We start from the raw sequence: 13,675 nt of genomic DNA, 5'->3' as shown, positions 1-13,675 counted from the left end.
TGATCTGACAAACTTGGCGTTGCCAGAATTCATTCTGGGTTAATCGAGGTGCCCAATAGTAAGTTTTTTGATTGGAGAAGTTTGTGATTGTCGTAACCGGTGGAGCAGGATTTATTGGTAGCAATATTGTAAAAGCCCTTAATGCACAAGGGCGCACCGATATTTTGGTGGTCGATAACTTAAAAAACGGCAAAAAGTTTATCAATATCGCCGATTGTGATATCGCGGATTATCTTGATAAAGAAGATTTCCAAGCGCGTATTTTTGCCGAAGAAGGCTTGCCCAAAATAGACTGTGTTTTCCACGAAGGTGCGTGTTCGGCCACTACCGAATGGGATGGCAAATACGTGATGGACAACAACTATGAATACTCCAAAGATCTGTTGCACTTTTGTTTAGAGCGCAAAATTCCATTTTTATATGCGTCTTCTGCCGCCACCTATGGCGACGGCCCAGTGTTTATTGAAGAACGTCAATATGAAAAGCCGCTCAACGTCTACGGTTACTCAAAATTCCAATTTGACCAATATGTGCGTCAAGTTTTGCCTAAAGCCCAAAGTCAGGTGGTTGGTTTTCGTTATTTTAATGTCTACGGCCCACGCGAACAGCATAAAGGCGATATGGCAAGTGTGGCGTTTAAGTTGCACAACCAAATCCTACGTGGTGAAAAGCTCAAATTATTTGGTGCATATGACGGTTACGAAGCCGGTATGCAAACGCGTGATTTTGTGTATATCGAAGATGTGGTTAAGGTCAACCTTTGGTTTATGGCGAATCCTGATAAGTCTGGTATTTTTAACCTAGGCCCAGCCGCCGCCGAACCCTTTAAAAATATTGCCGAGGCGGTGATTAAGTTCCACGGCAAAGGTGAAATCGAATTTGTTCCCTTCCCGGAACATTTAAAGGGCGCCTATCAAAGCTTTACACAGGCCGATAACAGTCGTTTACGCCAAGCTGGTTACACCGAAAAATTCCACACCGTCGCCGAAGGCGTACAAAAATACCTGAGCTGGTTAACACAAAATAAACACTTCTTGAATTTTAAGAACTAAGTTTTAGCAAATTTTATTGGAGATAAATTCAATGAGTTACAAATTTATTGAGGGGCGTGAGCCGACCGATGAGGAGTTAAAAAACTTGATGGGTGAGGCGATTAAAAAAGTAAAGCAAAAGCAAAAAACAGCAATTGAAGGTTTTATGAATGACCTACATCAGCAAATTGCGCGAATAAAACAAGCAAAAAAATATGCAAAAGAAGCCTAGCCTTATTATTGTCGCCGGGCCTAATGGTTCAGGTAAAACAACCATTACTGAGCAAGGTCTAGAGCATGAGTGGTTTGAGGGTTGCCATTATATTAATCCTGACTTTATAGCCCAAAATGATTTTGGTGGCTGGAATGACCCGGCGAGTGTTCTAAAAGCGGCAAAGCAAGCAACAGCATTGCGTTATGAACTCTTAAGTCAGAAAAAAAGTATCGCGTTTGAAACGGTGTTTTCGACAGAAGAAAAACTTGATTTTATTAAAAAAGCAAAAGCAGCTGGCTATTTTATAAGGCTTTTTTTTATATGCACAAGCTCTCCAGTAATCAATGCCTCGAGAATCGCACAAAGGTTTCTAGAAGGTGGTCACGAAGTACCTATTAATAAAATAATTAATCGTTATCAAAAATCGATCATAAACGCATACCAAGCTCGTGATTTAGTTGACCGCTTTTATTTATATGACAATACAATTGATGGTGAGCTTCCTAGTTTGGTTGCTAGGTTTGCTGATGGCGAATTAGTTCGGCGATATTCAAATGATGTGCCTGATTGGACACAAGACTTCTTTGACGAGGACAGTGTAAGTTGAGAGTGCTATTAATCAAAATGTCCTCAATGGGAGACGTATTCCATACCTTCCCAGCCTTAACCGATTTAATGCACGCCAGACCAGGCCTGGTGGTGGACTGGGTGGTAGAAGAAGCCTTCGCGGAAATTCCGGCTTGGCATCCGCTGGTGGAGCGAGTCTTACCCATTGGCTTACGCCGCTGGCGAAAACAGCCGTTTTCAAAACAAACACGCCAGCAAAAAGCCGCATTTTTTGCGCAGGTGAATGAGCAAAAGTACGATTTAGTATTGGATGCGCAAGGCTTATTAAAAAGTGTTTGGGTCGCCCGACAGATTGATGCGCCTAAAGTCGGACTGGATTGGTCATCCGCACGCGAGAAACTCGCCAGCTTATTTTATGATCGCAAAATTCAGGTCGCAAAAGATCAACATGCGATTAGCCGTTTGCGAGAATTATTTGCTAAAGCCTTAAATTATCCTGTTCCCCACTCACCAATCGAATACGGTTTAAACCACCAGGCCTGGTCATCACTCAGTGAGTTGGATCAGCAGCCTTATGTGGTGTGTTTGCATGCAACCACCTGGGACACCAAATACTGGCCGGAAGACCATTGGCAACAACTTATCACCAAATTGAATCAACAAGGTTTGAAAGTCGTATTACCCTGGGGCAATCCTGATGAAAAGGCGCGCTCAGAGCGTTTAGCCGCCAACCACCAGGCCTGGTGCCCAGCTCAACAACTCAAACTCACCGATATGGCACGCTTGCTCAAACACGCTCAAGCCGTCGTGTCGGTAGACACTGGCTTATCGCACGTAGCCGCCGCGTTAGATGTGCCCATGGTGGTGTTGTATCGTGTTACAGACCCTAAATTAGTCGGGGCGTTTGGCCAACAAGTGACGCATTTGTGTTCGCCTTTAGCCCCAAACTACATTAAAAAATTCAAGCCAGGCCAACAGTTGCAATCGTTACAGGGATTATCGGTTGAGGACGTTTTGCAAACCCTAGCAAAGCAGGGTGTTTATCGTGGCTAAGGTGCTCTATTTACCTTCCACGCCACTTAATGTGTTGGTGTGTGCCGCACTCGCAAATGCGCGCCGTGAAACCGATCAGGCTGAACTTTGGTTAATAGATCAAAAACAGCTGGATGATAATCCTTATTTACAAGCTTTGCAAAACTGGCCACAAAGCCCCTTTAAACAAATCCGAATTTTGCCCGGAAAAGCAAAAGGGCGTGCCAAACTCGCCGAGCGCAAAGCTAATTTTGGTGTGATTCGCCAAGGCCTAAAACTTTTTCAACCGGATGTAATTGCCGTTGGAAGCGACCGTCGGATTGAGTTTCAATACGCCATCCACCAGTTAAAAAAACATCAACCCGCGGCACAAGGTTGGTATTTAGACGATGGCTTATATTCTTATGCAGGGCGCCGCTATCATCCGATAAAAGATGGCATTAACAGCCTGATTAAAAAGCTCAGTTATGGCTTATGGTGGCAAGAACCCAAAACCGTGGGGGCATCAAACTGGATCAACCAGGCCTGGTTGTTTCAACCACAACAAGCCGTTGAGCTTATCAAACGCAAAACCATGCACAAGCTAGAATCTGACTGGTTTTCCGCGCCAGAGGTGCAGGCACTGAGCCAGGCCGTCACAAGTCAATTTGATTTAAAGGCTGAAAGTTTAAGTCAAATTGACTATGTCATTATCGTGCCGCATCCAAATAATCAACTAAAAATGCGTGATTATGCATCGCGAATTATTCACTTTGTATCGCAACTAAGCGCACAAGGTAAACACATCGCGGTAAAATACCACCCGCGTCAGGAGGGTGAAGATGACCTGGGTTTTTCAAAGTATGCAAATGTTCGCATTATCCCAACTAAGTTGGCGTTTGAATTTGTTTTACCATTGTTACCCAGTGGATCACATGTAATTGGTGATGTATGTACCGCCATGCTAACAACCAAATGGTTGCGCTCCGATCTTGAGCCTATCGCAGTATTAAATGATGGAGACCCTTTTCAGCAGCGATTTTTGCCAATGCTGAAAAATAGCAATATTATGCTACTGCAGGATTTTAACGATTTATTGGCTAATTCAAAATAACACAGTGATTTAGTACAAATTAAAACCTAGGAAAATCATGTGAAAAACTGGGCTGATATTGAAAGCTTGATCAAACATAAAAATGTAGCTTTAGTAGGTAACTCAACAAAAGTTCTGGGTAAGCATTACCCTATAGATCAGCACGATGTTGTGATTCGAATGAATCGAGCATGGGCAATGCCAGACGAGATGAAAAAATCGGTTGGGAGCAAAATTGATATTTTAGCCGTGTCTATTGAACAAGATAATATTGATCATTTGGTTAATGAATATGAGTTTGTTATCTGGATGACACCTAAGCATCGAGAAGAGTTTACAGATAATACGAAAGATAAACTATATTTTTACCCCTTAGAGTGGTGGGAGCAATTGCGTGACAAGTTTAATGCTAACCCATCTACGGGCTGTATGATGTTTGATGTTATACGTAGATCCATTGGAAACGGTACAGTAACCCTGTATGGTTTTGACTTTTTTAAAAGTGATAATTGGTATCAAAAAAAACGTTTGAGTCATAGAATTATAGACTGGCTTGGTTTGCCAAGAAAACGTAACCCACACCTGGGTGATTATGAAGAACAGTTTATAAAAACAACATTACCAAAACACCAGTTTAATATTGAAGAATTATAAGCTTCTAATAAGCGATAAAAATGAGACTTTATGATACGCGTAGCTATAATTAATGATACTCGGCCAACTAACCATTATGGCTGCATGTTGGTTATGCAGAATTTAACAAATCTTTTAACCGAGCGAAACGTTGAGGTTCTATGGACTTGGCCGGTTGGTATTGATTGGCGGAAACACAAGAATAAAATTAAAAAGCAACCCAAAGTAGATGCGATTATTGTGAATGGAGAGGGTACTATCCATCACAGTGCTGAAAGAAAGCATGCAAGAGCTTTATCAGAGTTTGCTGAATTCGCTCTAAATGAGTTAGATACACCCAGCTACCTCATTAATGCCACGTTATATAAAAATGATGCGGCATTGTACGGTCGTTTGAAGGCATATAAAGCGATTTATGTACGAGACCGAGAAAGTTTGGTTGAGTTAGAATCATTTGGGCTGCAAGGACAATACGTACCAGATTTAACCTTCGCAAAAGCACAATCTTATCAATACAAGCCATTAAAAAAAGGCTGTATGATTGATACAGCGCTTAAATCAGAAATACCTTCCCTTAAAAAATATTGTCGTACTCACGGCTTCGACTTTCGTTCTATGGTTGTCGCACGGCCATCGAATGCTAACTTTTTTAAGAGTCCAAGACCTTTTGTAAAAAATGTTTTTAAATGGCTTACTTCTGATCATAAAATCTCGAGTCAGCCAGCTGAGTTTATCAATTATTTATGTAATTATGAATTGATCATAACGGGTCGCTATCATACAGTCACTATGTGCTTAAAAAACAAAATTCCGTTTGTTGCCATTGAGTCAAATACACCAAAAATATCGTTTATTCTTCAAGATGCGCTTGGAAATACAAGTAGGGTTACTTCATTTGGTGCGTTAGATAGTATTGATTTAGATCAATACAAATCCTTTACAAAAGACGAAATACAAACGCTTACAGGGTTCATAGATAGAGCTGAAAAAGACATAAATACTATGCTAGATTCGCTTATTAATAAAATTTTAAATAGATCTGAATTGAAAAAAGATTAAAGACTTGTCAAATATGAATGGAGTTAAGATTGAATTTTAAATACTTGCTTAAATCGACCTGTACAGTACTAAGCAAGCTGTTTAGAGTTAAAAATAACAAGTCAGGAAGTCTTTGTGCTCAACTTAACCTAGAAGAACAAGTAGGCAAATCATTAGAAAACATTGTATTTGATGTTGAAAGCCTACTACAAAATAAGTTGAAAACGACCCAACAACTCAAGACCCGATTCAAATTAATGGGTGGAGCAAATAATCTTGGGATGCTGATACATTCTGGCGTTGATGGTAACCCAATTTATATAAGCAAAATTGAAGGTTGTTATTTAGCGGGCAGGGAACTGAATTTTTTAGAATGGCAAAATCAGATTCCTGCGCAACAGCATGTCGCACCAGCGTTATTAGGGCAATTAAAATTAGGAAGTAATAATTTTTGTGCACTAGTAATGCAGGCATTAAAGCCGCCACTCGTTTATGATGCAACTAAAGTAATAGATCTATACCAGCGAATGGGTTGCCTTTCAGGCTCGGTGGCCCGGCCTGATCATCCAGAACCGGGCAAACTGCAAATTCTGCCCATAGAACCCAACACAAAAATTACGAAAGTGATTCATTATGTGGTGTCACAGCTTCATAATGAGCAAGCGTTTGACTATGCGGCCAAGTTTTTAGATGAACGATCCCTGAGTTTTAAAGGCTATGAATCTGAGTTTGCACAAATATATGATTTTACCGTCAGTTTAAGGTCTATTACTCAAGACTTTGACCGTAACCTTTATTATGGTTTATTACACGGGGACTTTAAGAAATCCAATATTTTAGAGGATGTGCAGGGAGTATTTAAAGTTGTTGATCTGCAATACTACAGTTATGGCGTGCGTTTATGGGATATGGCATTTTATTGCTCCAAAGAAACAAGTCATTTTGAGATCTCTTATGAAGACTTGATTAAGCCGCTCCGTTTAAACCCACAACAACAGAAAGTATTTCTGCTGTTGTATATTTTGGCAAGTTTTTTACATGTTAATGAAAAAAATATAAAAAAAATTCTCCGTAAAAAAGTAAAACCCGCCTACGCCTTATTAAATAGCCAATAAAGAGTGCAAGACAATGCAAGTATTAAATGAAACTTCAGATTCACTAAATAAGTTTCGTATGTCGTTATTTATCTTCATAGGCCTCGTTTTTTTTGGATATATTTTCAGAACACTCGCGCCCTTTAATTTTGAGTTTACTTTAGTGGTTGCAGGTTTGATTAGTGGTTATGTTTTATGGAAGACACGCCCAGTCAAGATTGATCGAGCCATTTTAACTTGGTTTTTAGTGCTGTTTTTATATTGGTTTACCACCTTGATTGCGTCTATCTACCATGCACCACTTGAGGGAAGAGCATTAAGTGTTTTAAATGTTGTTAATAGTGTAATTTTGTTCGCAATAATTTTGTTAGCCTTAATTAAGTTAAAACCTGGAGTCGACTTTTTCTGGGGTTTGATAGGTGTGGCTTCAATCAGTGTGTTGGTACTAATGATAATGGAAGTTAATGCTACTGGGTGGGCAGAGGTTTTAAACGGCCAACGATTCGGCCGAGAGTATTCTCACCCCGTTAAACTAGGTGTATACGCAAACACATTTTTTATTGTTTTATTGGGTTCATTACCTTGGGCTTACAGAAAAAATGTAAGCTTTTTTATAGCCTGGGTTGTGATGATTATTGCGCTACTGTTAAGTGTCATTTTTATACAGACACGGACGGCTTGGATTGGATGGCCAGAAGCGATAATTGGCTGGGGCGCTTATTATTTGTATTTATTAAAATCGGTTGATAATAAAAACTGGAAGTTAAAGTTCATGGCGATCGCTAGCTTTTTAGTTTTAATCATAGTATTAGTTTCACAAAGCTCGGTAACGAATGTTGTTGAAAAGCGTATCGGGGCTATTTTTGATAACATAGAAACTTATACATCCCGCGAAACCTTCAATACAAGTGTTGGTGCACGTTTGCTGAGTTATGAAGCGGCACTAGTTGGCATTAAAGAAAATCCATGGATGGGGATAGGTGAAAACCTGTTTATGGAGTTTCAAAAGCAAAAAAGTTCAGAGCTTGCCCAGCAAATATTTGATACCCAGTTTTCGGGGTTTACTTTTACACAAATACACAATCAGTTTTTAATGTCTTGGCTAACTAAGGGAGTTTTTGCACTTATAAGTGTGGTGTTAATATTTGTTTTCTTAATAAGTTACTTTGTGGTCGGATTGAAGCACAGCCGAGCTGAAGATAAGGCAATTTGGGTGGCTGGCCTTGTATTTTCAGTGGCCGCGTTTATGTCATTTATGCCGGAAACACCTTTGCAAAAAAGTGACACCGCAACACATTTTTTCTTAATGGCTACTTTGTTACTGGCCTTTACAAACCTAACAAAAATCAATAATCAAAAAGTAGAGAAGGGTTAATGATTAAGCTAGTTGATTGCACCCTTAGAGATGGTGGTTACTATAATCAATGGGACTTCAACCCAGAATTGGTAGATGCCTATCTTAATGCTATGGCTGCGTTGCAGGTGGACTTTATTGAAATTGGGTTTCGCTCTGTTCAAAACAACGGATTTAAAGCCGGCTTTGCTTATACAACCGATCGCTTTTTACAGTCCTTGTCGATTCCACAAGAATTAAAGTCGAAACTTGGCGTAATGATAAATGGGTCAGAATTAGTCAAGGCTGGTCTAAGTTCTGAGGCGAATCTCGCACACCAAGAACTTGTCTTAAAAACCCTATTCTCACCAAAACAAGACTCCATGATTACACTGGTTAGGATAGCTTGCCATGTTAATGAATTTGAAGCATGTTTAAACGCATCGGACTGGTTAAAATCTCAAGGTTATACTGTAGGTTTTAACTTAATGCAAATAGCAGAGTGTTCAGAAAGTGAGATTATGAGGCTGGCTGAGCTAGCTTCGAATCATCCAATAGATGTGCTGTATTTTGCAGATAGCATGGGAAGCTTAACACCTGTGCAGGTGGCTAATATCACTAAAGCTTTTAGATCCGCTTGGTTAGGCGAGCTAGGGATACATACACACGACAATATGAATCAAGCGCTGGCAAACTCTATCGCAGCGGTTAAATCTGGTATTACGTGGGTTGATAGTACGGTGACGGGTATGGGGCGTGGGCCAGGCAACGTCCAAACTGAATACTTAGTTATGGCGCTTGCGCAATATAGAAACACACCATTCAATTTAACTAAATTGTTGGAACTTATCAGGCTCTACTTTAAGCCCCTACAAATGCACTATGGCTGGGGAACCAACCCATATTACTATTTAGCGGGTCAATATGGTATCCATCCCTCTTATATTCAAGAGATGATTGCCGATAGCCGTTACAGTGAGGAAGACATCCTAGCTGTGATAGAACACTTAAAAATTGAAGGCGGAAAAAAGTTTAACCTTGGTACGTTGGATGCGGCACGTCACTTTTATCAAGGTCAAGCTCGCGGAACCTGGTCACCAGTCAATATGTTTAATAACCGTGAGGTTGTTTTATTGGGCGCAGGGCCAAGTGTGAAACAGCATCGTGCAGCGATAGAGGCTTACATACAAGCCAAAAAACCAATAGTCCTTGCCTTAAATACTCAATCTTCTATAGCGCAAAATCTCATAGATGTGCGAGTAGCCTGCCACCCAATTCGCTTATTGGCGGATTGCGAAACCCATGTTAACTTGCCGCAACCCTTGATTACGCCGGCGAGCATGCTTCCAAATGACGTGTTAAGTTCGTTAAATGGTAAAACATTATTGGATTATGGCTTGCAAGTTCAAGGTGATACGTTTTTGGTAAAAGATACTCACTGTGTGTTACCAACTTCACTAGTTGTGGCCTATGCATTGGCGATTTTGACCAGCGGTAATGTAAAGCGCCTTTTACTTGCCGGTTTTGATGGTTATGGTGCCGATGATCCAAGACGTAAAGAAGTGGATGCAATTTTTTCACACTTTCTTAATTCGGAATTAGCGTGCCCAATATTGTCAATTACCCCAACTCGTTATGAAATTCCAGTTGCATCTATTTATGCACTTGAGGGCTTTTAATGAAAACAGTTATCGTTATACCAGCTAGATATAAATCTTCACGTTTTCCTGGGAAACCACTGGTTGATTTGCATGGAAAACCAATGATCCAATGGGTTGCAGAGTTAAGTGCAAAAGCCGTTGGTCAACAAAACGTTTATGTGGCGACAGATGATGAACGAATTGCTAAAACGGTAAATCAACTGGGTTATCAAGCCGTAATGACATCAGAAGATTGTTTAACCGGTACAGATCGTTTAGCTGAATTCGCAAAGCAAATCAAAGCAGATATTTACGTAAATGTGCAAGGCGATGAACCGCTGGTTAATCCCGAAGATATAATAAAAATTATTGAAGCAAAAAAGCATTACCCTAATGAGGTGATTAATGGCTATGCCGTAATCGGTGAAAATGAAGACCCGACATGTGTCAATATTCCTAAGGTTATATTTACTGAAAACCAGCGCTTGATTTACATGTCACGCCAAGCTTTACCAGGTTGTAAAGAGGCTAAAAACGCCCCTAAAAACTATTATAAGCAGGTTTGTATTTATGCCTTTAACCGTCAGGAACTTCTAGCGTTTGGTAATTATGCTAAAAAGAGCATGCTGGAATCATCAGAAGATATTGAAATTATAAGGTTTTTGGAGTGGGGGCAGCCAGTTAGAATGGTGGAAACAAGACCGGGTAGTTTAGCCGTTGACGTGCCTGAAGATGTGGTCAAAATTGAACAAGCTTTAAAGAAAATAATATGAACAAAAAAACGGTTCCCGCCATTTTTAATGTGGATAGACCAGGTGACTTTTATTTGCAACTTTCGCTGATGAGTGGCTTGCTTTCATCGGGTTTTTTTGACGGCAATAACTGGCGTTTGTGGGTCTCAAATACCAGTCAATTCTTAGATCTACGCACTTTGTTAAAAGCGCACGATAATATGGCCGTTGAGTTACTCAACGCAAAAGAAATTTTAGAGCATAAACAAAAAGAAAACCTCTATGGCGGTTTCACACACTTTTTTAGAGAGTGTTCAGTTACAAAAAAGAAGCAATCGCTAATAAAAAAATTTGCTAGACTCGGCCCAACTTTAGCTAAGATGTACGGCTTTTTATCGTTACGCTTTAATCGTCACAAAGTCATTAACGCAACCTATGACTTTGAATATATGTTCAATTTAATAAACCGTTACCCTGTTAATCAAGTAACAAAAAAGCCGGAATCATTTTATGTTTTTATTACGCTGGATATAGAAAAAAGAAGGTGGCTTGAACAGGTGGAAGCACTAACGAGCGCTGTAGAGTTGATTAAATCTAAAACAAATAAATCAGTTGTTTTGGTTAATCATGGAATGACACAAACTATAAACGATAAAAACCAAGAGTATAGAGCTGGACAAAGTCAGGAAGAGATCAACATCCTAAATGAAATATGCACGGCATCAGGTTGCGAATTCATAAATCTATTTGGTAGCAGTTTGGTTGAGAAGTTAGAATATGTCCACGTTTGTGATTTAGCGGTCACAACCACTTACACAGGTTCAATGTTACCCAATGCGATGGCTATACCAACCATTAGTGTTGGAAATTATTACTTGATTAATACGGCTCGTAAGCATGGTGTTTTAGGTATCAATCCAAATGAAACAGTAATTTCTAAAAGAGATGTTAGAGAAGTTGAGTATCAGTCTTCTTATGTAGACAAGGTCTATAAAACCAAATCACAATTGAACTCTTACTCCATTCCTATGGATGTGTTTTTAAGTCTTGTTAATAAAAAATTAACCGTCAGCTCATAATCTGCCAAGGTATAACCCCTACATGAAAACAAAAATGACGACCCAAACAGTAATGGGTATATTCAGTAAAACCACAGATAGTAACCTTGTTGAAGCGACAGGTTTGTCAGGTTTAGACTTTATCATTCTGGACATGGAGCATGGCCCGGCCACATTAGAAACGATGCATAATCATGTTCGTGCAGCCAAAATTTCAGGCATAACCTCTATTATTCGGGTTAAAGGTATGGAGTCGCATGCCATATCAAGTGCTCTAGATACAGGGGCCGATGGTGTGCAAGTGCCTAATATCAGCACAGCGCAGCAAGCAAGAGAAGCCGTTAATTCGGCTCGGTTCTATCCTAATGGTAATCGGGGGGTGTGTCGTTTTGTTCGGGCCGCCCAGTTTGGTGAGCAGGATCGTAATGAATATTTTGCAACAGCCAATAAAAAAATAGTGGTTTTACAAGTTGAGGGGGTTGAGGGAATTAAAAACCTCGACGAGATTTTAGCGGTAAATGGTTTTGATGTGTTATTTATTGGGCCTTATGATTTGTCACAATCTATTGGTAAGCCCGGTGAAGTCGAATCGGAAGAGGTGATGGGGTTGATGCAAGAAATTGCGACGAAAGCAAAAGCAAAAGGCATTGTGTTAGGGGCTTTTTCAGATAATTTAGAGCGTAATGAAAGCCTTAAAAAACAAGGTTTTAATTATATTGCTTACTCCGTAGACCTCAATGTATATATTGATGCCTGTAAAAAAATAATTGGATGAGTAATGCAAGACTTTGATGATATTTCGGTAGTCATTCCGGTAAGAGAAGGCAGTAGTCGAATAGAAAATAAAATCTATTTACCTTTTCATAAAGAAATGAACCTGTTGGAGTGGAAAATAGCGCAACTAAAAAAAGTGCAAAAATCCAGCAGGATTTTCTTAAGTTCCAACTCTGAAAAGGTTAAAGAAACCGCCCATAAAATGGGGGTAGAGTTTTTAGAACGTTCAAACTATCTAAGTATTGGCCATAAAGCTTCATTTAGTGAGGTGATTACCGGGGTTGTAAAAGATGTGCCCACCAATCATTTTGCTTGGGTAACCGTTGTTGTGCCTTTAATGAAGCCTGCGGATTATCGCACAGGGTTTGAAGCCTATCTGCAAGAAGTGATTACTACAAAACGTCATGATAGTTTAGTATCGGTTAATTTATTGAAAGAGTATTTTTGGGATGATAACGGCCCAATAAACTATCAGGCAAATAAACATCATACGATCTCGCAGGATTTGCCAAACATTTACCGAGTGACAAACGGGCTTTATATGCGATCAAAAGCCGATACCTTAAAAGAAGAGTATTTTTTAGGTAAAAATCCATTTAGACATACGGTAGGAAAAATTTCTGGAATCGACATAGATGAGTATGAAGATTATCACATGTCTTTGGCATTAAAAGAATTTTATGAAGACAACTAATAATAAAAGTTTGATTTTAGACCAGTATAAAACCTTTGTTTTTGATTGTGATGGTGTGGTTTTAAATTCAAATAAAATCAAGACACAAGCTTTCTATGATGTCGCTAGAATTTACGGACATGAGCCGGCTCAAGCTTTAAAAGATTACCATGTACAAAACGGTGGAATATCCAGGTACGCGAAGTTTGAGTATTTGCTGACAAATATTTTAAAAAAGCAATTAGACCCCGAAGAATTATCCAGCTTGCTCCAACGCTTTGCTAGTGAAGTAAAAAAAGCCTTGTTGAACTGTGAAGTCGCAGAAGGTTTAGACGCGCTTAAGGAACAAACGATAAACGCTAAGTGGATGATAGTTTCTGGTGGTGATCAAGCTGAATTAAGAGAGGTGTTTCTTGAGCGAAGGCTTGACAAGCTCTTTGATGGAGGTATTTTTGGAAGTCCTGATACGAAGGACACCATTCTAAAAAGAGAAATAATTGACGGAAACATTAATAACCCAGCCCTTTTCTTAGGCGATAGTAAGTACGATTATCAAGCATCAGACAACGCTGGGCTAGATTTTGTATTTATCTCAGACTGGACAGAAGTGCAATCTTGGGAAAACTGGGCTTCTAAAAGACATCTAAATTGTGTTAGCAATATTTACAGCCTTGTAAAAAGTTAAAGTTAGGCCGAATGATTGGGAATCTCATAAAAAGTATGCAGTTCATTAAGCAATCCATAGAAGGTGTCTTTCTGATTAAGCCGCGTTTGTTTGAGGATGA

15 protein-coding genes are annotated in these 13,675 nt (G+C 39.6%); all 15 read left to right on the top strand.

The window, feature by feature from the left end; translation table 11 throughout:
* Positions 1–83 precede the first annotated feature (83 nt).
* From rfaD to IBX48_RS08655, 15 genes are read left to right on the top strand one after another with little or no spacing between them, the layout of a single operon-like run.
* The gene (rfaD, locus tag IBX48_RS08725; RefSeq protein ID WP_296833319.1) at positions 84–1,052 is read left to right on the top strand and encodes an ADP-glyceromanno-heptose 6-epimerase; all 969 of its coding nucleotides are present in this window, start codon (positions 84–86) and stop codon (positions 1,050–1,052) included.
* 31 nt (positions 1,053–1,083) lie between these two features.
* Complete coding sequence (locus tag IBX48_RS08720; protein ID WP_296833317.1) at positions 1,084–1,263, top strand: hypothetical protein; 180 nt, start codon at positions 1,084–1,086, stop codon at positions 1,261–1,263.
* Positions 1,247–1,852 carry a zeta toxin family protein gene (locus IBX48_RS08715; protein ID WP_296833313.1) on the top strand — a complete coding sequence of 202 codons (606 nt, stop codon included), beginning with the start codon at positions 1,247–1,249 and terminating at the stop codon, positions 1,850–1,852. The genes IBX48_RS08720 and IBX48_RS08715 overlap by 17 nt, the downstream gene beginning before the upstream one ends.
* Before the next feature lie 2 nt (positions 1,853–1,854).
* Complete coding sequence (gene waaC, locus IBX48_RS08710) at positions 1,855–2,865, top strand: lipopolysaccharide heptosyltransferase I (protein WP_296833326.1); 1,011 nt, start codon at positions 1,855–1,857, stop codon at positions 2,863–2,865.
* Positions 2,858–3,937, top strand: coding sequence for a polysialyltransferase family glycosyltransferase (locus IBX48_RS08705; protein WP_296833311.1), 1,080 nt, complete (start codon positions 2,858–2,860; stop codon positions 3,935–3,937). The genes waaC and IBX48_RS08705 overlap by 8 nt, the downstream gene beginning before the upstream one ends.
* A gap of 39 nt (positions 3,938–3,976) precedes the next feature.
* Entirely contained in the window at positions 3,977–4,570 is a 594-nt protein-coding gene (locus IBX48_RS08700) for a glycosyltransferase family 29 protein (protein ID WP_296833308.1), read from the top strand.
* Positions 4,571–4,600: 30 nt separating this feature from the next.
* Positions 4,601–5,608 (top strand): polysaccharide pyruvyl transferase family protein, encoded by a 1,008-nt coding sequence (locus IBX48_RS08695; RefSeq protein ID WP_365942440.1) that lies wholly within the window; start codon positions 4,601–4,603, stop codon positions 5,606–5,608.
* Positions 5,609–5,637: 29 nt separating this feature from the next.
* Entirely contained in the window at positions 5,638–6,702 is a 1,065-nt protein-coding gene (locus tag IBX48_RS08690) for a phosphotransferase (protein WP_296833304.1), read from the top strand.
* Positions 6,703–6,715: 13 nt separating this feature from the next.
* Positions 6,716–8,056 (top strand): O-antigen ligase family protein, encoded by a 1,341-nt coding sequence (locus tag IBX48_RS08685; RefSeq protein ID WP_296833302.1) that lies wholly within the window; start codon positions 6,716–6,718, stop codon positions 8,054–8,056.
* On the top strand, positions 8,056–9,693 hold the full coding sequence (locus IBX48_RS08680; RefSeq protein WP_296833299.1) for an aldolase catalytic domain-containing protein: 1,638 nt from the start codon (positions 8,056–8,058) through the stop codon (positions 9,691–9,693). Before IBX48_RS08685 ends, IBX48_RS08680 begins: the two co-directional genes overlap by 1 nt.
* Entirely contained in the window at positions 9,693–10,427 is a 735-nt protein-coding gene (locus IBX48_RS08675; RefSeq protein ID WP_296833296.1) for a 3-deoxy-manno-octulosonate cytidylyltransferase, read from the top strand. The genes IBX48_RS08680 and IBX48_RS08675 overlap by 1 nt, the downstream gene beginning before the upstream one ends.
* Positions 10,424–11,464 (top strand): hypothetical protein, encoded by a 1,041-nt coding sequence (locus tag IBX48_RS08670; RefSeq protein ID WP_296833293.1) that lies wholly within the window; start codon positions 10,424–10,426, stop codon positions 11,462–11,464. The genes IBX48_RS08675 and IBX48_RS08670 overlap by 4 nt, the downstream gene beginning before the upstream one ends.
* A 22-nt stretch (positions 11,465–11,486) precedes the next feature.
* Positions 11,487–12,218: an aldolase/citrate lyase family protein gene (locus IBX48_RS08665; protein ID WP_296833291.1), complete on the top strand. Its 732-nt coding sequence runs from the start codon at positions 11,487–11,489 to the stop codon at positions 12,216–12,218.
* A 3-nt stretch (positions 12,219–12,221) separates the two neighbouring features.
* Entirely contained in the window at positions 12,222–12,911 is a 690-nt protein-coding gene (locus tag IBX48_RS08660) for a hypothetical protein (protein WP_296833289.1), read from the top strand.
* On the top strand, positions 12,898–13,575 hold the full coding sequence (locus IBX48_RS08655; protein WP_296833286.1) for an HAD hydrolase-like protein: 678 nt from the start codon (positions 12,898–12,900) through the stop codon (positions 13,573–13,575). The genes IBX48_RS08660 and IBX48_RS08655 overlap by 14 nt, the downstream gene beginning before the upstream one ends.
* The last annotated feature ends 100 nt before the right edge of the window (positions 13,576–13,675 follow it).

It is taken from the genome of Thiomicrospira sp., from assembly GCF_014859555.1.
Classification (GTDB): Bacteria; Pseudomonadota; Gammaproteobacteria; order Thiomicrospirales; family Thiomicrospiraceae; genus Thiomicrospira.
Note: the sequence above shows the minus strand (reverse complement) of the source record. Positions and strands in the feature narration are given on the sequence as shown.

Bases quoted from the DNA above. Each gene is read 5' to 3' on its own strand.
- IBX48_RS08685 (WP_296833302.1), top strand. From the start codon at position 6,716: ATGCAAGTATTAAATGAAACTTCAGATTCACTAAATAAGTTTCGTATG.
- IBX48_RS08720 (WP_296833317.1), top strand. From the start codon at position 1,084: ATGAGTTACAAATTTATTGAGGGGCGTGAGCCGACCGATGAGGAGTTA.
- IBX48_RS08680 (WP_296833299.1), top strand. From the start codon at position 8,056: ATGATTAAGCTAGTTGATTGCACCCTTAGAGATGGTGGTTACTATAAT.
- IBX48_RS08715 (WP_296833313.1), top strand. From the start codon at position 1,247: ATGCAAAAGAAGCCTAGCCTTATTATTGTCGCCGGGCCTAATGGTTCA.
- IBX48_RS08655 (WP_296833286.1), top strand. From the start codon at position 12,898: ATGAAGACAACTAATAATAAAAGTTTGATTTTAGACCAGTATAAAACC.
- IBX48_RS08665 (WP_296833291.1), top strand. From the start codon at position 11,487: ATGAAAACAAAAATGACGACCCAAACAGTAATGGGTATATTCAGTAAA.
- IBX48_RS08695 (WP_365942440.1), top strand. From the start codon at position 4,601: ATGATACGCGTAGCTATAATTAATGATACTCGGCCAACTAACCATTAT.
- IBX48_RS08660 (WP_296833289.1), top strand. From the start codon at position 12,222: ATGCAAGACTTTGATGATATTTCGGTAGTCATTCCGGTAAGAGAAGGC.
- IBX48_RS08670 (WP_296833293.1), top strand. From the start codon at position 10,424: ATGAACAAAAAAACGGTTCCCGCCATTTTTAATGTGGATAGACCAGGT.
- IBX48_RS08675 (WP_296833296.1), top strand. From the start codon at position 9,693: ATGAAAACAGTTATCGTTATACCAGCTAGATATAAATCTTCACGTTTT.